Genomic DNA, 19,698 nt, shown 5'->3' with positions numbered 1-19,698 from the left:
GTTCCACTGTCGGGTTTTTTTAGTCGTATCCCTTCAGATGCGTCCAGCGCCAGTGTCAGCGGCGAACGGCGTCAGGACGCCGCCGCCGGATAGATCGGTTGCCAGCCACCGCCGAGCGCCTGATACAGCTTGACCAGATCGGTCGAAACCTGCGCCAGACTTTCCGCTTCCGCCTGAGTGGCGGTCAGGGCGGTCTGCTGCGCGGTGAGCACTTGCAGGTAATCGGCCAGACCTTCGCGATACCGTTCCTGCGCGAGGCCGAGGGCGCGTTCGCTTTCGGTTACTTCGGTGCGGAGGGCGGCGTAGGTGTTCTGCTCCTGGTCGTAGGCGGTCAATGCGTTGTCGACCTGATGGAAGGCGGTGAGGACGGTTTTGGCGTAATCGATCGCCGCCGCCTTCTGCTCGGCGGTGCGCAGGTGCAACTGGCCGGTCAGTTTACCGCCCTCGAAGATCGGCAGGGTGATCTGCGGCCCGATGGCGTAGGTGACCGCCGCCAACTGGTTGAGGTTCGAGAATTGCAGCGCCTGCAGGGAGACCGAACCCGAAAGCGAAATGTCGGGGAAGAAATCGGCCTTGGCCACGCCGATTTCCGCCGTCGCTTCATGCAGCTTGGCGGAGGCTTCGCGGACGTCCGGTCGGCGTTGCAGCAATTGCGACGGCAGGCCAATCGGCACGACCGGGGGGACCGGCGGAACCGAACCCGGTGTGATCAGTTCCGCCCGCAATGCTTCCGGACCACGCCCAAGCAGAAGGCTGAGCTGGTTGATGTCGGCATCGATCGCGGCGTGGAGCGCCGGGAGTTTGGAGCGGATCGAGGCGGCCTGGGCCTGGGCATCCGCGACATCGAGCGCGTTGGCGAGCCCTGCCTGCGCCCGTTCACCGGTAAGGCCCGCGATATGATCGGCGCTTTTGAGGTTGTCTTCGGTGATCCTCAGCACGGTCTGCTCGGCGCGCAGGTTGATATAGGTCTGGGCGACCTCGGCTTCGGTGTTCAGCAGAACCGCCCGGCGCGCATCGCGCGAGGCCTGCACTGCGGCGAGCGAGGCCTCGACCGCGCGGCGGTTCTTGCCCCACAGATCGAAGTCGAACACCGAGGAGAACCCGTATTGGAACAGGTTGAACGGCTGGATCGCCGAGCCCGGAATGCCGCCGCCGCCGATCGAGGAGGCGGAGCCGCCGGCGGTCGAGGCGGCATTCGTGCTGGTGCTGGTGTTCGACCCCGAGCCGCTCAGCGCGGTGAAGACGCCCTTCTTGCTCGGCCCTTCGCGGGTGAGTGAACCGGCGAAATTGAGGTTCGGGTAGAGTGTCGCCCCTTCGATCTGCGCCTGGGCCTGTGCTTCGGCGAGACGCTGGGTGGCGATCCGCACATCGAGATTCTGCCGGATCGCGGCATTTTCGAGGCTGGTCAGATCGGGGTCCTGAAAGCTCCGCCACCATGCGAGATCGACCTTGCCCTGGCTCACACCGTCGGGCGCGGTGATCGCGGGCCGGTTGGTGAGAAAGGAGGCAGCGGTATGCGGCTTCGGCTGGTGGAAATTCGGGCCGAGCGCACAGCCGGTCAGGGCCAGGGCCGTGAGGAGTGCTGCGCCCAGAGTGCTGCTCCGTCGCAAGCGCTGCCGCATGGGTTCAGGCCTCATAGGAAACTCCTTTCGCTGCCGGCTTGCCCCGACCGGCCTTCACCGGCGATCCAAGCAGCAGAATGACCGGCCAGACCAGCAGCGCCATCAGGCCGAGAATATGGAACAGATCGAGATAGCTCATGAATGCTGCCTGATGTTGCACGGCGGCGGCAATCTGGGGAAGTGTCTGGCCGTGCAGGCTGACATACGGTGTGATCGCATCGGCCAGTCTTGAATGGTGAAACTGGGTTCGGTACGCCAGCATGGTGGTGACGAACGAGATGCCGATGCTGCCGCCGATATTGCGGACCTGATTGATGATCGCCGAAGCATCGCCATTGCGGGCGGGCGGCACGCCGACATAGGACAATGCCGATATCGGAATGAACAGGAATGGCAGGGCGATCACCTGGAGGACCCGGTCGAACGAGATGGTGTAGAACGACGCATCGGGTGCAAGATGCGATTGCAGGATCAGGGCGATGCCGGTCTCGACCAGGCCGCCGATCAGCAGGACCTTGGCCGAGACGAACCGGCCGGTGACGATGCCCGCGATCGGCATCAGTCCGATCGTGGCGAGACCACCGAGGGCGAGAGCGAAGCCGGAGGTTTCCGAGGAATAGCCCAGCAGGGTCTGGGTCAATTGCGGCAGCAACTGGGTGGTGCTGAGCAGGATGAAGCCGATCACGAACATGATGATGCAGGAGACTGAAAAGTTACGGTATTTGAACATCCGCACATTGACCACGGGCTGCGGGTGCCCCCACTCCCACACGCCGAGTGTTACGAGCGAGACGGTCCAGACCACGAACAAGGTGCGGATGAAGCTGGAGCCGAACCCGTCATCGAGCGAGTATTTATCGAGGAATATCTGCAGGGCGCCGAATCCGGCGGCGACCAGGAAGAGGCCGAACCAGTCGAATTGCAGTTTGGCCGCGAGCCGGGCCGCACGTTCGCGCACCAGTTGTACCGGCTCGTCGACGAAAATCGCGATGAGGGTGAACGCGATCAGACCGACCGGAAGGTTGATCAGGAAGACCCAGTGCCACGAGAGATGATCGGTCAGCCACCCGCCGAGGATCGGTCCGGTCGCGGGGGCGACGATGATCACCACACCGTACACGGCGAAGACCTGGGCGCGCTTTTCGATCGGGAAGGTATCGGCGAACATCGACTGGGTGATCGGCTGCAAGCCGCCGCCGCCAAGGCCTTGCAACACCCGTGCCACGATCAGCATGGTCAGCGAGGTGGAGAAGGCGCAGAGCACCGAACTCGCGGTGAACAGCGCGATGCAGACCAGAAACAACGGCTTGCGCCCCAGCACGGCGGCGAGCCAGCCGGTGATCGGCAGGATGATGCTGTTCGAGACCAGATAGGAGGTCAGCACCCAGGTGCTTTCCTCCGGGCTGACGGCGAGGGAGCCGGCGATGTGGGTGAGTGCCACGTTGGCGATCGTGGTATCGAGCACCTCCATGAACGGGGCGAGGGCGATCATCGCCACGATCAGCCACGGGTTGTAGATTCCGGCGGCGGAGCGGGGGAGCGGCGGTTCGGTCGCGTAGAGCAGGCTCATTTCCCGGAAATGCGGATATAGGGTTCGACCGACATGCCCGGCGAAACCGGATATTTCGAGAGCCGCTTGTCATCGAAGGTGATCCGGACCGGTACGCGCTGGACGATTTTTACGTAATTGCCGGTGGCGTTCTCAGCCGGAAGCAACGAGAACACGCTGCCGGTACCGCGCTGGATGCTGCTGACGACGGCATGAAACCCGATGCCGGGGACCGCATCGATGTATACCCGGACATGCTGGCCCGGATGAATCCGCCCGAGTTCGGTTTCCTTGTAGTTCGCGGTCACCCAATAGCGATCGCCGACCAGCGCCATCAGACCGCTGCCGGGAGAGACCACGTTGCCGGTTCGCACCGTGCGCTCCGCGATCGAGCCGGATGCCGGGGCGCGGATCGTGGTGTAGCCCAGTTGCAACTGCGCGCTCTCGACGGCGACGCCAGCGGCCCGCAATGAGGCTTTCGCCGCCACCAGCCCGGCTTTCGCGGCGCTGACCTGAGCCTTGGCGGCATCCACCCGCGCCTGGGCGGCGCGCAGGGCGGACGTTGCAGCGTCGAGATTGGTGCGGGTGATCGCCTGGGGGTTCACCCGTTGATAGCGCGTGGCGTCCTGCTGCGCCTTGACCAGATCGGCCTGCGCGACTTCGACATTGGCGTTCGCCTCCATCAGATCGGCCTGGCGGGTGCCGACATCGGCCGCCGCCTGTGCGCGCTGCGCCCGGGCCCGGTCCACTGCGACCTGCTCGGTCCGGTTATCGAGCACGACGAGGATCTGGCCTTTGGTGACGTGCTCGTTCTGGTGCACCGGGACGGAGACGACCTGGCCGGAAATTCGCGCTGAAATCCGATGGATCGGCCCGTCGATCTGGGCATCGTCGGTGGTGGCGAAATGGCGCGCGTGGAGCCAGTAGACCACGCCGGCGATGACCAGGACCAGCAGGACCGCGGCCAGAATCAGGAATGGGCGGCGACTGCGTGGTCGGGACGGCGCATCGCCCGCACTGTCGGGAGCCTGTGAGGCTCCTGCCGGCGTGCGGTTACTCCGGGCCCGCTCATTCACTGCATCCATTGGCCGCTATTCCATCCCTGCCGATGATGTCTGATAGGTCATTATCTCATTGCATAACGCAAGCGATAGGCCCGCGCGACCCCGCGGGTTGAACGGTTTTGCGTGAACGATCGTTCACGAATTCAACGTTGGATGACAATTCGCCTTGCCAAGCAGATGGGATTACAGAATACTACCTTAGGTAGCATATCCGACCAGCCTCGAATAGAAATGGATCAAAAATGATGGGTTTTCAGACACTCGACGGTTTCGTGCGTGAACGCATCAGGGCCTGGCCACAGACGCCGCCGGGGCTCGAAATGGCCGATGCGCGGGGAAAGGGCGTCTGGCTCAAGGCGCGCCCCGGTCCCGCCGCGGAAAACGACGCTCCCTCGCTCAAGATTCCGGGAGCGGCGCGGATGCGCACGTTTCCCGATGGGTTGTGGCTCTGGTTCGGTGGCACGGCAGCGGACCCGTTCGTCGATATCTTCGCAATCGAGGTCTGCGGCAGTTTGCAGAATCTGCTCGACAAACGTTCGCGCTACACGCCGAGCCTGCATTCGCTTCTGATCTCGTGCCCCGCCGTCTGGCTCAAGCGCAGCGTTGCCGAGCAGGACGACACGCCACGCTGGAAGACCATCGGCCTGTTCGAGCGCGAACCGGACACCACGATCGCCCTGCCGGTGCGGGACATGCGGGTGCTCTACGCGCTCAAACCGCGACATTTCGACGAATTCGCCTCGCACAATATCGCTCATGCTCATGAATTATTCGCCCCGATCGATATTCTGGTCGATGAAGCCGGCTGGCAGGCACCGGCGTTACGGCAATTTCTGTTCCATGCCGCCCGCCGGGCCAATTTCTGGGACAAGGCGGCCTATACCTGCCACGAACCCTGGCGCGGCAACGCGCATGCCGGCAGCCTCGATGGCGGTTCGGGCCAGATCCGGCCGGTCGGAAATCATCCCGTCCACGCCAAGCCGGAGCATCCGCTCAAACGCCTCGGGCGTATTGACCGTCCACGGCAGCACAAAGAGGCCGAGCGCCTGAGCCTCACGGAGCTCAGCCTCATCGAGGGTCGCATGAAACGGGGCCCAGCAGTGCGCCCCCGTGGCCGCAACGGCGTGCACCACCTCACCGTCGAATGCGCCTAGATCCATTCCGTCGAGCCAGAGCCCGCCGGCGGCGAGCGTATCGGGCTCGGTGAGGCAGCAGCGGCGAAGCGCCGGTTCGATCGCCGCCGCTTCGCGCAGCACCCGCCAGTCGAACGCGAACAGCACCGCCCGTGCTACCGCGTCCGCGCGGTGCAGCGCGGCGATGACGGCTTGCGCCATGGCCTGCGGCGATGCGGTATCCTCGGGGCGGTCGGGGAAGGTCTTGACCTCGATCAGGAGATCGAGCCCGTCCAGCGCTGCGAGCGCGGCATCAAGGGTGGGAATCCGTGCGCCGTCGTGCGGGATCTGCGCGGGGTAGCGCGCCGCATAGTCGGAGCCGAGCAGCAGACGGCCGATATCGTAGCCTGCGAGGTCGCTGGCGGTTTGCTCGTGCAGCAATGGTTCATCCGCGGGCACATAGGCGCCGCGAGGGTTGCGGGCGAAATAGCGGCTGGGTCTGGGATCGTGATGCACCATCGCGACGCCGTCGACAGAGAGGCCGACATCGAACTCCACACCGGTCACGCCGCATGACCGGGCCACGGAAAATCCGGCCAGGGTGTTTTCCGGCGCCAGACCGCGCGCGCCGCGATGGCCGAATAGGGCGAAATCCTTCATCAACCGGTCTCCTCGATCACCTGCATGGCGCCATCCCGATCCGGGCCGACCCGCGCCCGGCGCGGATGCAGACCGATGATATCGTTCTGATGCGAAATCGATACGATCTGGGTGGCGGGCAGGCGGTCGCGCAGCATCGCGAACAAGGTGCTGGCCGCCGCGCTGTCGAGCGCGGAGAGGGCTTCGTCGAGAAACAACCAGTCCGGCCTTGCGATCAGCGCACGCGCCAGAGCGAGGCGCTGCTGTTCGCCTCCCGAAAGGCGCAGGGTCCAGTTATCGACATGTTCCAACTGTCCGCCGAGCGCGCCGAGCCCGACATCGGCGAGTGCGGCGCGGACGCTTTCGTCAGCCACGTCGTATTCCTGGCGGGGGTAGGCGACCGCGCGCTTGAGCGAACCGAGGGGGAAATAGGGTTTCTGCGGCAGAAACATGGTGAGGCCGGCCGGACGCGTAATCCGCCCGCGACCGAACGGCCAGATACCGGCGAGGGCGCGGAACAGGGTCGATTTACCCGAACCCGAGGCGCCGGTGATTGCCAGCGGTGTGCCGGGTGTGATCGTGAGATGATGAGCATCGAGCAGGTGCCGCCCGTCCGGCAGGTCGAGCGAAAGGTCATCGACCACCAGCTCCGATCCCCGCCGGGGGTTGGACGCCAGCTCAGCGGCATAGCGCGCATGTGCGGTGGCGACCGCGCGTTCGAACCCATCGAGCCGTTGCACCGTCGCGCGCCAGCCGACCAGTTGCGGATAGGCCCCGACGAACCAGGAAAACGAGCCTTGAACGTTGCTGAAGATGTTGTTGATCTGCATAAGAAGTCCGAGCGTGTAGATCCCCGCGAAATATCCGGGTGCGGCGATCAGCATCGGAAAGATGCTCGCGACCTGACTGAACCCGATCGTGAAAAAATTCAGCGCCTTGGTGCGCTTCATGATGCGCCACCAGTTAAGATAGATCGCGTGAAACCGCTGTTTCAGGGCAACGGTTTCTTCGGGTTCACCGGCGTAGAGGGCGATCTGCTCGCTGTTTTCGCGGACGCGGATCAGGTTGAAACGGAAATCGGCGTCGACCTGCTGTTGCTGAAAACTCAGCGGAATGAGGCGCCAGCCGATCACATGGGTCAGATAGGTTCCGATCACCGAATACAGGATCGCGACCCAGACGAGGTAACCCGGGATGACCACACCGAAAAGATGCAGCGGTGGGACCAGGAACCACAGCACGAAGATGAAGCTGAACAGATTGACGATGTTGGCGATGAAACTGATCCCGAGCGACAGATTGTTCGAGACGAAGCTGCGCAGATCGTCGGCGATCCGCTGATCCGGGTTGTCGAGCACGCTGCCGGCGGTGGCCATCAGGCTGATCTGGTAATGTGCCCGTCCGGTAAGCCACTCGGCGGTGAAACGGTCGGTGATCCAGCGGCGCCAGCGGATTTCGAGCATCTGCTGGAGGTAGAAGGAATAGACGCCGACCACGATGTTGAACACGGCGATGCCAAGAAACCCGGGGACGAACCAGGGATAGCCCTTGACCGACTTATAGGTCAGCAACATCGTCCAGAACGCCGGCTCGTCCTTGGTCTGCAACGCGTTGTAAAAAATCTTGTACCAGTAGGAGTAGACGACGTTGAGATAGACCGCGATGAGGTTGAGCGCGATGATGGTCGAGAGCAGGCCCCAGGCGACCCATTTTTCCTCGGATTTGAAATACGGCTTGGCGAGGCGGAAGGCATCGCGCATCGCGGCCCCGATTGCACGGAGAAACTTCATTGCGCGGCGCTCTGGTCCTTGACCACGCGGGCCTCGATTGCGCTGAGCCAGGCTTTCACCCGGGCCGCGTTCACCCCGAAATCGGACTGGCCGTAGATGGAGTGGGAATACAGGATCAACTCGCTGCCGCCTGACGGTGCCGGACGCACCGCGACCTCGATGATATCCGGGAAATTGGCGGCTTTCGACCGTGCGACGAAAGCGGCCTGGAACCGGGCGGGATAGGCGTCGAGCTTATAGGTGCGCGGTTCGGATGCGGCGACCTCACCCACGATGCCGAACAGCTTGCCCTGCGAAACCCGGTAATGCGGTGTGATCACGGTCGGGGGTGGAGAAAATCCGGCGGGCGCGGCGAGCGCCTTGTTCGGGGTTTTCGGCAGGACCAGATGATCGAAATCAACCACACCCGGCGGTGTCACCCCCTGCGCACCCGGCTTGCCGCAAGCGGGAAATACCAGACTCAGCAATAACGGCAGCACGCCGACGCTCATGATTTTTCCTCCTGACCGGGTTTGAGCCGCAACCTGATCACGCCGTGCGCCTGTTCCGGTGCGATCACCTTGCCTTTGCGCAAAATGTCGATCGTGCCGGATCGCGCAAGAGCCAGTGCGACGCGGCGTACCACCGGGAGATACCGACGCCACGCGAGATCGTCGGTTGTCGCTCCGGCCAGAGATCGCGCCGCCTCGGTCGGGCAGATCGATCTGGTTTCGCCCCGGGCACGCAGGAGATCGAGAATGGCGGTCTCGACTGCGATATCGGCGGTGGAGATGCTCTCCGCCTGCATTGCATTCGCTTCGGGCACGTCTTCAACCGGCTCTGTCATGGCTCAAGCCTCTGATCCGGATTGCCTCGGTCAGCAAGCCCCACGCGGGCGCCCTTTTTCTACTGGGCGCTTCTCCCGCGCACCCGGATCGCTTCGGCCGCCATTGCCGGGCCGATCCAGGGGCCCTGGACGAAATCCACCCCGAGCTGCCGGAACCGTTCGAGTTCCGCTTCCGTCTCGATCCCGTCGATCGTGACGGTTATGCCGAGGCGATGCGCAATTTCGACCGCGGCTCGGATCAGGACGCTCTCGTCCGAATCGGCGTCCGAACCGCCGGAATGCGCCAATCTCCGGTCGAGTTTCAGGCTGGTCAGCGGCAGTCGCGGCAGCAGGGCCAGGCTGCCGAAGGTCGCGCCGAAACCGTCGAGCACCACTCCGACTCCCCTGGTCCGCAGCGCCCCCATCGCATGGTGCAGCAGAACACCGCCTTCGACGAGATCGGATTCGTCGATCTGCAGATCGATCCGGCCATCGGAGATGCCGGCTTTGGCCAGGGCCGCCATCAGTATGTCCGCGACCGCGCCATCTGCCAGCGTGCGGGTGGGCACCGGAACCGACAGACGCCAGTTGGCGGGCCAGATGGCGACTTCCGCCGCCGCCGCGTCGAGACTGAATCGTAGCATGTCTTCCCGCAGACCCGGTCGTTCGAGATCGCGCAGCAGGGGAGCGACCGAGACCACACCGCGCCGCCGATTGGGTAACCCAACCCATAATTCGCCCCCTTCGATTTGATCCGCCGCCATACGCGGCGCACCGATGAGTCTTTGGCGGGGAATATAGCGCAGACAGAAACCGTCATTCTCTAACGCTTCGGTCAGACGCACGGCTCGTTTACGTTGCTCACCGGCGGCCAATCGCCGTAGCGAAGCCCGGCTTCGTCGCTCGGCCACAGCGGCACTCGGATCGCTGACCCCGCTTACGGGCGGCTCGCTCGAAGGCGATCCGTTGATGCTGGTTTCGATTACGCTCACGCAATTCGCTCCGTTGGCCCCCGATCGGTCCTGCCCGATCAGGTGGTAACGGTCACAATGCCTGACGGAAGTAAAAATTTCGTTACCGGGCGTGCGAATTCTCCCACGCCAGCGGACAGGTGCTCACAGCGCGAGATTATCCAGCAGACGGGTGCTGCCCAGCCGCGCCGCCGCGATCAAGCGGGCATCCGGTGCGATCCGATCGAGCGGCTGCAATGTTTTTTCATCGACCAGCGCGAGATAATCCACCGCCAACCCGGCCATGTCGAGATCGGCACGGCCTGCCGCCAGCGTGGGGCCAAGCGGGTCGCCCTGGTGGAGTCGCGCTTGGACCGCTTCCAGCGTGCGGAACAGCGTTGGCGCGCGGGCGCGGTCTTCAGCCGAGAGGTAGCGGTTGCGCGAGGACATCGCCAGGCCATCGACGTCCCGCCAGGTCGGTGCGGTCTTGATGGCTACCGGCAGAAGCAGGTCCCGCACCATGCGGCGGATCACCTGCACCTGCTGCCAGTCCTTCGCGCCGAACCATGCCGAATCGGGCCGCACCTGGCCGAACAATGTGGCGACCACCGTGGCGACGCCGCGAAAATGGCCGGGCCGCAATGCCCCTTCCCATAAAAGGGCCGGCCCTGCGACCTCGATCGCGGTGGCTGCATCCGGCGGGTACATGGTGGCGACGTCCGGCAGCCACACCGCGCCGCATCCCGCCGCCGCGAGCATGGCGCAATCGGCGCTCTCGTCACGCGGATAGCGGGCGAAATCCTCGCCCGGACCGAACTGGGTCGGGTTGACGAAAATCGAGGCGATGACCTGAAATCCCGCCGCGCGCGCGGCGCGGACCAGCGAAATATGTCCCTCGTGCAGCGCCCCCATGGTCGGCACCAGCGCCACACCGCCCTGCATTCGGGCCGTCAGCGCGGCACGCGCCTCGATGAGTTGCGCATGAGTTCGGGCAATCTGCATGGATGACCTCCCGCAAGGTTTCGATAATCATCGGCACCGTGCGGTACCCGCGCGCCTTTTGAGCGAAATGGCGCGCGGCGTCTATCGCGCGCGCAACCGGTTAGTCGAACGCCACCGGTATTTCGTTGTTTGTTCTGTCCGCAACTTCACGATTCGGTTAAATTCACGTAATGTTCATGTTTGGATCATGGATTGATCGAGAATTGTTGCCGTATCGCGATAACACGCGAAGTTTTGTTTTCGGGACAAATCGTATCGGGTTTTGGATTTGTCCGATTTCCTTATATGCATAGCTGCATGAGCCGAACCGCATCGTCCACGAAAACATGGATCAGACGAGAGATCAGGGACGGTCGCCGTCGCGCGGCCTACGCCATCACGCTCGGCGCAGGTGGGGTGATCCTGGCGATCGGACAGATCGCGTGTGCCGCCCGCCTGCTCGCGGGGGCTTTGCATCCTGGTACCATGGGTATCGCGCTTCCCGCCATCGGCTTTGCCGTGGCAGCGCTGCTCCGGGCCGGGTTGATCAATCTGCAGGAACGCGAGGCGAGCCGGCTGGGCATCGCGGCGCGCCGCCGCCTGCGCAGTGAGACGCTCAGCAACGTGATGACCCTGGGGCCGGGGCGGTTGCGCGGCCGGCACTCCGCCGAACTTGCGGGCGTGATCATCGACCGGATCGAGGCACTGGACGGTCTGCATGGGCGGTGGATTCCCGCGGCGAGCGTTGCCGGGTTCGGCCCGGGGTTGATTATTATCGCTGCCCTGATCGTGGACTGGCGCAGCGGGCTGATCCTGCTGGCCACCGGCATGCTGGTGCCGGTTTCGATGGCGATCACCGGGATCGGCACCGGCATTGCCGCGCGCAACCAGTTCACTGCGATGACACGGTTGCAGACGCGGTTTCTCGATCGGATCCGTGGGATCGCCACCATCGTGCTCGCCGGACGGGCGGAGGCGGAAGCTGCTGCCCTCGGCACCGCCGCCGACGATCTGCGGCGGCGCACCATGCGGATCCTGCGCGTCGCGTTCCTGAATGCCACGATGCTCGACCTGCTGGCCGCTGCGGCACTGGTCGGCATCGCGATCCGCTTTGCCGCACCGCTGCTCGGTGGCGATGTCGCCATCGCGCCGGTTGCGTTGTTCTGCATTCTGCTGGTGCCCGAATTCTTTGCCCCGATCCGGGCGTTCTCGGCGGTTTATCAGGACCGGATGACTGCACAGACCGCTGCGGAGGACATCGTCGGCCTGCCGCAGCCGGAACCGGCCCCGGTGACGCCGCCGGCGATCCGCACAGTGCCGGCGCAGGGCGTGGCGATTGCGTTCGAGGACGTCACTTTCGGGTGGGATGAGGCGCGTGGCCCGGTGCTGGACAAGCTGAGCTTTCGCCTGCCCGCCAACGAAACAATGATGCTGGTCGGGCCTTCGGGGGCGGGCAAATCCACCATCATCGAGCTGTTGCTCGGCTTCGCGCGGCCGCAATCGGGGCGGATTACCATCAACGGCGCGCCGATCGAAACCCTGGTGCCCGCCGCCCTGGCCCGGATGACCGCGATCATCAGCCAGAGGCCTTTTTTGTTTGCCGGCACGATCGAGGACAACATCCGGCTCGGCCGCCCCGAAGCAAGCGAGGCGGAGCTGCAGGAGGCGGTGCGGCTCGCCCGGGTCGCCGATTTCGCCGCGCAGTTGCCGCAGGGCCTCGCCACACCGATCGGCGATGGCGGCTATGGGCTTTCGGGCGGCCAGGCGCAGCGCATCGCGATCGCCCGCGCCTTTCTCAAGGACGCGAGGCTTCTTTTGCTGGATGAACCCACCGCTCAACTCGACCCGGCCACTGAACACGATGTGCTCGACAGCCTCAAGCGCCTCGCGATCGGGCGCACCGTGATTCTGGCGAGCCACGCCGCGTTCGCGCATGAATTCAAAGGGCGCAAACTCGACCTTGGCGGCGCGCGCAGCCCGACCCTGCAAGGGGTCGCATGAGCGCCACCGGGGCCGCGCCGATCCTGCGGATCATCGCGCTCTGGCGCGACCAGCGGATCGTTCTGATTGCGGGGCTGATCACCGCGCTCGCCTCGTTGCTCGCCGGGATCGCGCTGATGGCTGATGCCGGTGACCTCATCGGGGCGGATGCGATCGGCATAGCCCTCGTTGTGCCGGGGTTTCTCGCCGTGCTCGGTATTGCCCGCGTCATATTGCGGTATCTCGAACGGCTGGTTACCCACGACGGCACATTTCGCGCGCTCGCGAGCTTGCGGATCTGGTTTTTTCGCGGCCTTGCCCACGGTGCGGGCGGCGGCCTCGGCTATCGCCGCGCCGGGGACGTGCTGGCCCGGCTGGTCAATGACATCGAAGCGTTGGACGGGATTTTCCTGCGGATTCTGATCCCTGCGCTCAGCGCGCTGATCCTGATCCCGATCCTGCTGCTGGCGGTGGGCTGGGAGAGCCCGATCGCGGCGGTCGTGGTGCTGGCGCTGTTTCTCGTCGCTGCGTTCATCCTGCCGGTGCGGGCGATGGGAAGTGCGCGCGCGGCGGCCGAAGCCGAAGCCGAAGCCGGCGGCGCGTTACGGACCGCGACACTCGATGCGTTGGTCGGGTTGCGCGAGATCAAGGTATTCGAAGCCGAAGGGCGAACCCTTGCCCATGTCCAATCCCAGGAATCGCGCCTGTTCGCGGCCGCGCGCAGCTTGTCCGAGCATACCGGCGTCATGCAGGCCTGGGCGTTCCTGCTGACCCAGGCCGCCCTGCTCGCGGTGCTGCTGATCCATGGCGCGCATCCGGTGGCGATCGTGATCGCGGCGTTCGTGGTGATCGCGGCGTTCGAGACGATCGGCGGGATGCCGCGCGCCGGGGTGGTGGCGGGGCGTGCGGCAGCGGCGGCGACCCGCGTTCTGGCGGCGGCACAAACCCCGCCCCGCGTGGCTGATCCTGTCACGCCGGTCGAACTGCCCGGGACGGCCAGCCTCACCTTCGATGATGTCTCGTTCCGCTGGACCGATGGGTCTGGTTTGGTGTTCGATCATTTGTCGCTGCAGATCCCGGCGGGCGGGCGGGTTGCGGTGCTCGGCCCTTCGGGTGCCGGCAAATCCACTCTTGCCGCGCTCGCGCTGAAACTGGCGGCTCCGGATCAGGGTGAGATCAGGCTCGGCGGCACCGATATCGCCCGGCTTCGGGCCAGCGATGTCCACACCCGGATCACCTGGCTGTCCCAGGCGACGCATCTGTTCGCCGACACCATCGCCAATAATCTCCGCCTCGCCCGGCCCGATGCCGATGACGCGATGATCTGGGCGGCACTCGATGCTGCGCGGATCGGCGATACGGTGCGTGCGCTGCCGGACAAGTTGAATGCCTGGGTCGGTGAAGCCGGCGGCCTGTTCTCCGGCGGTCAGGGGCGCAGGCTCGCCCTCGCCCGCGCGCTGCTCAGCCCGGCTCCGATCCTAATTCTCGATGAGCCCTGCGCCGGGCTCGACCTTGAGACCGAGCAGCAGTTCATGAGCACGCTGAACGAAACGCTTCAGGGCCGGACCATGCTGCTGATCACTCACCGTCTGACCGGGGTGGAAAAGCTCGACCGGGTGTTCCGCCTCCAGAATGGCCGGGTGACCGCAGCGACGCGCTGAGGTGCCGAAGTCGCCACAATGCTTGCGTCGCCGTAAGGAGACCGCTACCTGAATGGCATTCCTATTCATGCTGAGGATCAGGCAATGGCGTTCAGGGTTGCGGTAGTCGGTGCCACCGGTGCGGTGGGACGCGAGATTTTGAAGACGCTGGCGGAACGCAAGTTTCCGATTTCCGAAATCATCGCTCTCGCCTCGCCGCGTTCGGCGGGTCAGCAGGTCAGCTTCGGCGAGGATCAGGTGCTGACCGTGCGCAATCTCGAAACCTTTGATTTTCACGGCGTCGATTTCGGCCTGTTTTCCCCGGGTGCGGAAGTTTCGGCGATCCACGGACCGCGCGCCGCGGCGGCGGGCTGCATCGTCATCGATAATACCAGCCAGTTCCGGATGGACCCGGACGTGCCGCTGGTGGTGCCCGAGGTCAACCCGCAGGTGCTCGACAAATTCGCGGCCAAACCCGACTGGCGGCGGATCATCGCCAACCCGAATTGCTCGACCATCCAGATGGTCGTGGCGCTGAAGCCGCTGCACGACAAATTCACCATCAACCGCGTCGTCGTCTCGACCTACCAATCGGTGTCGGGTGCGGGAAAGGAAGGCATGGACGAGCTCGAACGCTCGACCAAGGCCACCTACGTCAACGACTACGGCAAGCCCGAGATATTTGCCAAGCCGATAGCCTTCAACGTCATCCCGCATATCGACCGGTTCATGGCCGATGGGGCGACGAAGGAGGAGTGGAAAATGGCTGTCGAGACCCGCAAGATCCTCGACCCCGATATCGCGGTGATGGCGACGTGCGTGCGGGTGCCGGTGTTCATCGGCCATGCCGAGGCCGTGCATGTCGAATTCGCGAACGCGGCGCCGCTGGACAAGGCGCGCACTGCGTTGCGCAATGCACCGGGGATCATCGTGTTCGATGAGCGCGATGACGGCGGCTACATCACCCCCTTCGAGTCGCAAGGCGAGGATGCGGTTTATGTCTCGCGTCTGCGCGTCGATTCCACGGTGCCACACGGCCTCGCCTTCTGGTGCGTTTCGGATAATCTGCGCAAGGGAGCCGCGCTCAATGCGGTGCAGATCGCCGAAACCCTGATCGCGAGAGGCCTGATGAACCGCAAGGCAGCGTGACGGAATTGACGGATGCGCGGTTGTCGGCCTAAACCGCGCACGGCGGCGGACGTAGCTCAGTTGGTAGAGCGCCAGGTTGTGGTCTTGGATGTCGTGGGTTCGAAACCCATCGTTCGCCCCATTTCTCTCAGTCGCGTGATGCGAAGTGGAGTAAGGCAGGCTTCTTTTTTTGGAAAAAAAGAAGCAAAAAAACTTTGCTCCTGCATGCCCGTGCCGTTTGAGGCGCCCGTATCCCAAATTGATAAAAGTTTTTTGCTTCTTTTTTCCAAAAAAGAAGCGCTTCCCTTCCTACCTAGCTTTCCTGCGCGATGATCTGCGCCCTCATCCTCGCCGGCGGCGAAGGGCGGCGGTTGGGGGGGGCGGACAAGGCGCTGACCAGGCTGCACGGTATCCCCTTGCTCGCCTGTGTGATCGCCCGACTGCGGGACCAGACCGATGCGATCGCGATAAGCGCGCGCGGGGATGGCTCACGGTTCGCGGCGTTCGATTGCGCGGTGGTGGATGATGGCCGCCATCGGGGCAAAGGGCCGCTCGCCGGGCTGCATGCGGGGCTGGTGTGGGCGGCAGCGGCACGTGGAACGGCGCTGCTCAGTGTGCCGGTCGATACGCCATTCATCCCAGCCGATCTGGCGGGGCGGTTGCATCCGGCGCCTGCGGTCGCGGCTTGTGGTGATCGGGTGCATCATTTGGTGGCGCTTTGGCCGGTGGCGGCGATTGCCGGGAAGCTCGATGCGTTCCTTGACGGACCCGGGCCTTATCGCGTGGCGGATTTCGCGCGGTCTCTGGCGATGCGCAGGGTCGATTTCGATGCTGTGTCCGATCCGTTTCTGAACATCAACACACCCGAGGATCTCGCTCGTGCCGAGGCGCGACGATGCTGACGCAATTCACCGGCGATTTTCTCTATGCCGTGGTCGCGCTGTTCGTGATTATCGATCCGATCGGCACAGCGGTGATTTTCGCCGCGCTCACGACGCATGACGATGGGCCGAAGCGCCGCAGCATCGCGCAGCGGGCCTCGCTGATCAGCTTTGTTGTGCTGCTGATTTTTGGTCTGGCGGGCGAGAAGCTGCTGCGCCTGCTCGGCATCGGGATTCCCGCACTCCAGATTGCCGGTGGCGCGTTGTTGTTCCTGTCGGCCAAGGACATGGTCACCGCCAAGGGCGAATTGCGCGCAAGCGACGAGGAAAAGGCCGCCGCAAGCAATTCGACCGAGGATATCAGTGTCTTTCCGCTTGCGATTCCGTTGATTGCGGGACCGGGCGGGATGACCACGATGGTGTTGCTCCATGCCAAGGCTGGCGGCCACCCGGCGGCGATCCTTGCGATCACGCTTGCTCTTGGCGCGTTGATCGGGGCCACGCTGATCGCCATGCTTGCCGCGCGGACGCTGGCCCGGCTGATGGGCGCCACCGGGGCGAGTGTGATCGGCCGGGTTCTGGGCATTCTGGTTGCCGCCCTCGCCGCGCAATTCATTCTCGAAGGGCTGCAAACCGCTCTGCATCTCGGCTAGTCGGGAAAAATCCCGCCTGATTTCAACAAGCTAGGGCACAATCCGGTTGACCCCGGCGCTGGTCTCTGGCACCGTCGCGAAAACGGGAGGCGGGGATTATGACACGATCCGAGCTGGTCGCCGCTTTGGCGGCGGATCATCCACACCTTACTTTGGGGGATGTCGAACGCATCATCACCGCCCTGTTCGATGAAATGACCGCCTCGCTTGCTCGCGGTGACCGGGTGGAACTGCGCGGGTTCGGCGCATTTTCGGTCAAGCGCCGACAGGCCCGTGCCGGGCGTAACCCGCGCACCGGGGAGACCGTCGATGTTACCGAAAAGACTGTGCCGTTTTTTCGCGCCGGGCGGGAATTGCGCGAAATGATCAATGGTGGTTCTTCGTCGGACGCCCCGCACGCAAAGCCGCACAAAGGACCAAAACGCTGAAATTCGTCCGTATCCTGTTCGGCGCGATCGTTCTGATCGCGCTGGTGATTTTCCTGCTGTCGAACCGCGAGACCACCGTCATCGGGTTCTGGCCGTTCGGGACGCTCGGCTCGGCTGCACTCGGTGCCGTCGTGTTGATTGCCTTCGCCCTCGGTGTGCTGATCGGCATGGTCCTGCTGGTTCCGCATCGGGTGCGGGCGCACCGCCGGGCGCGACGGGCGGAAAAGCAGGTCGCGGCGATGCAGTCGGCTCAACCTGCAGCGGTACCCCCTGCCGAGCCGACGCTGGCCGCACCCGCGCAAACCCTGCTACCGCCCCGCTGACTCCGATGGACGCACCGATCAAACGACTGATCGCGGCCATCGATACGCCGGATGCCGCTCGCGCACGTGAATTGATCGGCGCGGTCGGCCCGCATTGCGGCTTGATCAAGCTCGGGCTTGAAATCTTCTCTGCGCTCGGTCCCGCCGCGTTCGAGGCCCCCCTGCCCTGCCCGGTGTTTCTGGACGTCAAGCTCCACGATATTCCGAACACGGTTGCCGGTGCGGTGCGCGCGCTGCTGCCGCTCCGCCCGGCGATGCTGACGATCCACGCCGCCGGGGGGGGGGCGATGATCGAGGCCGCACGCAAGGCGGCAGGCAGTGCCGATCATCGGCCGCTCATCCTCGCCGTGACGGTGCTTACCAGCATCGATGCCCGGGACCTTGCCGCAACCGGGATTGCCGATGATCCCTGCGCTCAGGTGCTGCGCCTTGCCCACCTGGCTCTGGCGTCGGGTGCGGACGGGCTGGTGTGCAGCGCCGATGAAATCGCGGTGCTGCGCGACGAGTTTGGCCCTGCGCCGATTCTGGTGGTGCCGGGCATTCGGCCCGCAGGCAGCGATGTGGGGGATCAGGCAAGAATAGCCACGCCGCAGGACGCGATCGCGCGCGGTGCCAGCTACATCGTCGTTGGGCGGCCGATAACCGCCGCCGCCGACCCCGCCGCCGCTGCTGCGGCCATCGCAGGGTCGATCACATGATCCGGGTGAAAATCTGCGGCATCACCACACCACACGCCTATCGCGCCGCGACAGAGGCGGGAGCGGACTGGATCGGTTTCAATTTCTTTCCCCGCTCGCCGCGCCATGTCACGCCGCAACAGGCGGAGTCGATCGCCGGGCTGCGCGGCCCGTCCCGGGTCGGCCTGTTCGTCGAGCCGGACATGGCGGTGATCGAGCAGACCCTCGCGGTGTTCAGCCTCGATATCCTGCAGATCTATGCCGGGGCCCCGACCTGCTGGGCGATCGCGGCGCGGTTCGGCCTGCCGGTATGGCGCGCGGTGGGCGTTGCTCACGCGTCGGATCTGCCGCGTACCAGCGAGGGTCTCGCCGGCTTCGTGATCGAGGCAAAGGCGCCAGCGGGCGCTGACCGTCCTGGCGGCAACGCCACCGCCTTCGACTGGAGCATCACGCGGAACTGGCAATCTCCCGGTCCCTGGCTGCTCGGAGGCGGGTTGCGGCCTGATAATGTCGCCACGGCCGTCGCGCTCAGCGGTGCTTCGGCGGTCGATGTCTCATCCGGGGTGGAGGACCAGCCGGGGCATAAATCATCCGAACTGATCCGCGCCTTCATCGCTGCGGCCAAGGCGGACGCCCATCAGGCCTGAGTGCGCGGGCACCAGAAGGTCGCGCGATTGGCCTGAACCGCGCGAACGATTCCCGGGCAATCGGGCATCCCAGGGCAGCGCTCGCAGGTCTGCCCGGCCCGCCCGTACACTTTCCACGCGTGCTGGAAGTAGCCGAGTTCGCCGGAGGGCTGGACGTAATCACGCAACGACGATCCTCCCGCCGCAATCGCTTCGGTTAGCGTCGCCTTGATCGCTGCGACCAATTGCGCGGCTTCCGCAGCGCCGAGGCTTCCCGCCAGCCGGAACGGGCTGATCCGGGCGCGGAACAGGGCTTCGCTCACATAAATGTTACCGAGCCCCGCAATGATCGATTGATCGAGCAGGGCGGCCTTGATCGGTGTTGCCTTGCCCTGCAGTGCCGCACGCAACACCCGCGCCGACAAGGCCCGCGTCAGCGGTTCCGGTCCCAGTGCGCGGATTAGCCGATGCTCGTCCTCCGCCTCGCGCGGGACGAGATCGAGGGCACCGAACCGGCGTGGATCGACGAATCCGATGACACAGCCATCATCTGTCGTGATCGTCAGGTGCTGATGCGCTACCTTGTCCCGGTCGATCGTCATGCGGCCGGACATGCCGAGATGGATGAGGACCGACATGCCGCGATCCAGCCGCATGAACATGTACTTGCCGCGCCGGCGGAACCCCTCGATGCGTGCGCCGACGATCGCCTGCACGAACCCGTCCGGCACCGCAAAGCGCAGGTCGGCGCGGACCAGACTGGCCGCGGCAATGCGCCGGCCCTGCAGCTTTGCCGCCAGGCCGCGCATGACGGTTTCGACTTCGGGGAGTTCCGGCATGATCAGTTTGC

General features: G+C 64.7%; 20 protein-coding genes and 1 tRNA gene. 10 read left to right on the top strand and 11 right to left on the bottom strand.

Annotation, left to right across the window (positions count from 1 at the left end):
• Positions 1–71: 71 nt before the first annotated feature.
• The 10 genes from SIL87_RS06435 to panC all read right to left on the bottom strand — a co-directional run bounded on the left by SIL87_RS06435 (position 72) and on the right by panC (position 10,533).
• Positions 72–1,637 (bottom strand): efflux transporter outer membrane subunit, encoded by a 1,566-nt coding sequence (locus SIL87_RS06435; protein WP_319613364.1) that lies wholly within the window; start codon positions 1,635–1,637, stop codon positions 72–74.
• Complete coding sequence (locus SIL87_RS06430) at positions 1,627–3,192, bottom strand: DHA2 family efflux MFS transporter permease subunit (protein WP_319613363.1); 1,566 nt, start codon at positions 3,190–3,192, stop codon at positions 1,627–1,629. Before SIL87_RS06430 ends, SIL87_RS06435 begins: the two co-directional genes overlap by 11 nt.
• Positions 3,189–4,256, bottom strand: coding sequence for an HlyD family secretion protein (locus SIL87_RS06425; protein ID WP_319613362.1), 1,068 nt, complete (start codon positions 4,254–4,256; stop codon positions 3,189–3,191). Before SIL87_RS06425 ends, SIL87_RS06430 begins: the two co-directional genes overlap by 4 nt.
• Positions 4,257–4,471: 215 nt before the next feature.
• Positions 4,472–4,999, bottom strand: coding sequence for a hypothetical protein (locus SIL87_RS06420; protein WP_319613361.1), 528 nt, complete (start codon positions 4,997–4,999; stop codon positions 4,472–4,474).
• Between the two features lie 57 nt (positions 5,000–5,056).
• On the bottom strand, positions 5,057–6,007 hold the full coding sequence (locus SIL87_RS06415) for a glycerophosphodiester phosphodiesterase family protein (RefSeq protein WP_319613360.1): 951 nt from the start codon (positions 6,005–6,007) through the stop codon (positions 5,057–5,059).
• Positions 6,007–7,776: an ABC transporter ATP-binding protein/permease gene (locus SIL87_RS06410; RefSeq protein WP_319613359.1), complete on the bottom strand. Its 1,770-nt coding sequence runs from the start codon at positions 7,774–7,776 to the stop codon at positions 6,007–6,009. Before SIL87_RS06410 ends, SIL87_RS06415 begins: the two co-directional genes overlap by 1 nt.
• Complete coding sequence (locus SIL87_RS06405) at positions 7,773–8,267, bottom strand: DUF1499 domain-containing protein (RefSeq protein WP_319613358.1); 495 nt, start codon at positions 8,265–8,267, stop codon at positions 7,773–7,775. Before SIL87_RS06405 ends, SIL87_RS06410 begins: the two co-directional genes overlap by 4 nt.
• Positions 8,264–8,602 (bottom strand): DUF3253 domain-containing protein, encoded by a 339-nt coding sequence (locus tag SIL87_RS06400; protein WP_319613357.1) that lies wholly within the window; start codon positions 8,600–8,602, stop codon positions 8,264–8,266. Before SIL87_RS06400 ends, SIL87_RS06405 begins: the two co-directional genes overlap by 4 nt.
• A 59-nt stretch (positions 8,603–8,661) precedes the next feature.
• The gene (locus SIL87_RS06395) at positions 8,662–9,426 is read right to left on the bottom strand and encodes an EAL domain-containing protein (RefSeq protein WP_319613356.1); all 765 of its coding nucleotides are present in this window, start codon (positions 9,424–9,426) and stop codon (positions 8,662–8,664) included.
• A gap of 270 nt (positions 9,427–9,696) precedes the next feature.
• Positions 9,697–10,533, bottom strand: coding sequence for a pantoate--beta-alanine ligase (gene panC / locus SIL87_RS06390; protein WP_319613355.1), 837 nt, complete (start codon positions 10,531–10,533; stop codon positions 9,697–9,699).
• Positions 10,534–10,830: 297 nt separating this feature from the next.
• Between panC and cydD the strand changes: the two genes are divergently transcribed.
• The 10 genes from cydD to SIL87_RS06340 all read left to right on the top strand — a co-directional run bounded on the left by cydD (position 10,831) and on the right by SIL87_RS06340 (position 18,869).
• Entirely contained in the window at positions 10,831–12,513 is a 1,683-nt protein-coding gene (gene cydD, locus SIL87_RS06385) for a thiol reductant ABC exporter subunit CydD (protein WP_319613354.1), read from the top strand.
• On the top strand, positions 12,510–14,153 hold the full coding sequence (cydC, locus tag SIL87_RS06380) for a thiol reductant ABC exporter subunit CydC (RefSeq protein WP_319613353.1): 1,644 nt from the start codon (positions 12,510–12,512) through the stop codon (positions 14,151–14,153). The genes cydD and cydC overlap by 4 nt, the downstream gene beginning before the upstream one ends.
• Before the next feature lie 84 nt (positions 14,154–14,237).
• A complete protein-coding gene (locus SIL87_RS06375; protein WP_319613352.1) occupies positions 14,238–15,281 on the top strand; it encodes an aspartate-semialdehyde dehydrogenase in 1,044 nt (347 codons plus the stop codon).
• A gap of 45 nt (positions 15,282–15,326) precedes the next feature.
• Positions 15,327–15,402, top strand: a tRNA-His gene (locus SIL87_RS06370).
• A gap of 187 nt (positions 15,403–15,589) precedes the next feature.
• Positions 15,590–16,162: a molybdenum cofactor guanylyltransferase MobA gene (gene mobA / locus SIL87_RS06365; protein WP_319613351.1), complete on the top strand. Its 573-nt coding sequence runs from the start codon at positions 15,590–15,592 to the stop codon at positions 16,160–16,162.
• Positions 16,156–16,794, top strand: coding sequence for a MarC family protein (locus SIL87_RS06360; RefSeq protein WP_319613350.1), 639 nt, complete (start codon positions 16,156–16,158; stop codon positions 16,792–16,794). Before mobA ends, SIL87_RS06360 begins: the two co-directional genes overlap by 7 nt.
• Before the next feature lie 98 nt (positions 16,795–16,892).
• Positions 16,893–17,222, top strand: coding sequence for an integration host factor subunit beta (locus SIL87_RS06355; protein WP_319613349.1), 330 nt, complete (start codon positions 16,893–16,895; stop codon positions 17,220–17,222).
• 44 nt (positions 17,223–17,266) lie between these two features.
• Positions 17,267–17,545 carry a lipopolysaccharide assembly protein LapA domain-containing protein gene (locus SIL87_RS06350; protein ID WP_319613348.1) on the top strand — a complete coding sequence of 93 codons (279 nt, stop codon included), beginning with the start codon at positions 17,267–17,269 and terminating at the stop codon, positions 17,543–17,545.
• Between the two features lie 5 nt (positions 17,546–17,550).
• On the top strand, positions 17,551–18,243 hold the full coding sequence (gene pyrF, locus SIL87_RS06345; protein ID WP_319613347.1) for an orotidine-5'-phosphate decarboxylase: 693 nt from the start codon (positions 17,551–17,553) through the stop codon (positions 18,241–18,243).
• A complete protein-coding gene (locus tag SIL87_RS06340; RefSeq protein WP_319613346.1) occupies positions 18,240–18,869 on the top strand; it encodes a phosphoribosylanthranilate isomerase in 630 nt (209 codons plus the stop codon). The genes pyrF and SIL87_RS06340 overlap by 4 nt, the downstream gene beginning before the upstream one ends.
• Here the strand turns inward: SIL87_RS06340 and mutM are convergent.
• On the bottom strand, positions 18,860–19,687 hold the full coding sequence (mutM, locus tag SIL87_RS06335) for a bifunctional DNA-formamidopyrimidine glycosylase/DNA-(apurinic or apyrimidinic site) lyase (protein WP_319615921.1): 828 nt from the start codon (positions 19,685–19,687) through the stop codon (positions 18,860–18,862). The genes SIL87_RS06340 and mutM overlap by 10 nt on opposite strands.
• Positions 19,688–19,698: the final 11 nt, after the last annotated feature.

This window comes from Acidiphilium acidophilum (assembly GCF_033842475.1).
Lineage (GTDB): Bacteria > Pseudomonadota > Alphaproteobacteria > Acetobacterales > Acetobacteraceae > Acidiphilium > Acidiphilium acidophilum.
Note: the sequence above shows the minus strand (reverse complement) of the source record. Positions and strands in the feature narration are given on the sequence as shown.

Coding starts and splice junctions, on each gene's coding strand:
- cydC (WP_319613353.1), top strand. CDS start 12,510: ATGAGCGCCACCGGGGCCGCGCCGATCCTGCGGATCATCGCGCTCTGG.
- SIL87_RS06405 (WP_319613358.1), bottom strand. CDS start 8,267: ATGAGCGTCGGCGTGCTGCCGTTATTGCTGAGTCTGGTATTTCCCGCT.
- SIL87_RS06375 (WP_319613352.1), top strand. CDS start 14,238: ATGGCGTTCAGGGTTGCGGTAGTCGGTGCCACCGGTGCGGTGGGACGC.
- mobA (WP_319613351.1), top strand. CDS start 15,590: ATGATCTGCGCCCTCATCCTCGCCGGCGGCGAAGGGCGGCGGTTGGGG.
- SIL87_RS06435 (WP_319613364.1), bottom strand. CDS start 1,637: ATGAGGCCTGAACCCATGCGGCAGCGCTTGCGACGGAGCAGCACTCTG.
- SIL87_RS06340 (WP_319613346.1), top strand. CDS start 18,240: ATGATCCGGGTGAAAATCTGCGGCATCACCACACCACACGCCTATCGC.
- SIL87_RS06355 (WP_319613349.1), top strand. CDS start 16,893: ATGACACGATCCGAGCTGGTCGCCGCTTTGGCGGCGGATCATCCACAC.
- SIL87_RS06400 (WP_319613357.1), bottom strand. CDS start 8,602: ATGACAGAGCCGGTTGAAGACGTGCCCGAAGCGAATGCAATGCAGGCG.
- SIL87_RS06430 (WP_319613363.1), bottom strand. CDS start 3,192: ATGAGCCTGCTCTACGCGACCGAACCGCCGCTCCCCCGCTCCGCCGCC.
- SIL87_RS06425 (WP_319613362.1), bottom strand. CDS start 4,256: ATGGATGCAGTGAATGAGCGGGCCCGGAGTAACCGCACGCCGGCAGGA.
- SIL87_RS06360 (WP_319613350.1), top strand. CDS start 16,156: ATGCTGACGCAATTCACCGGCGATTTTCTCTATGCCGTGGTCGCGCTG.
- SIL87_RS06410 (WP_319613359.1), bottom strand. CDS start 7,776: ATGAAGTTTCTCCGTGCAATCGGGGCCGCGATGCGCGATGCCTTCCGC.
- pyrF (WP_319613347.1), top strand. CDS start 17,551: ATGGACGCACCGATCAAACGACTGATCGCGGCCATCGATACGCCGGAT.
- SIL87_RS06415 (WP_319613360.1), bottom strand. CDS start 6,007: ATGAAGGATTTCGCCCTATTCGGCCATCGCGGCGCGCGCGGTCTGGCG.
- cydD (WP_319613354.1), top strand. CDS start 10,831: ATGAGCCGAACCGCATCGTCCACGAAAACATGGATCAGACGAGAGATC.
- panC (WP_319613355.1), bottom strand. CDS start 10,533: ATGCAGATTGCCCGAACTCATGCGCAACTCATCGAGGCGCGTGCCGCG.
- SIL87_RS06420 (WP_319613361.1), bottom strand. CDS start 4,999: ATGAGCATGAGCGATATTGTGCGAGGCGAATTCGTCGAAATGTCGCGG.
- mutM (WP_319615921.1), bottom strand. CDS start 19,687: ATGCCGGAACTCCCCGAAGTCGAAACCGTCATGCGCGGCCTGGCGGCA.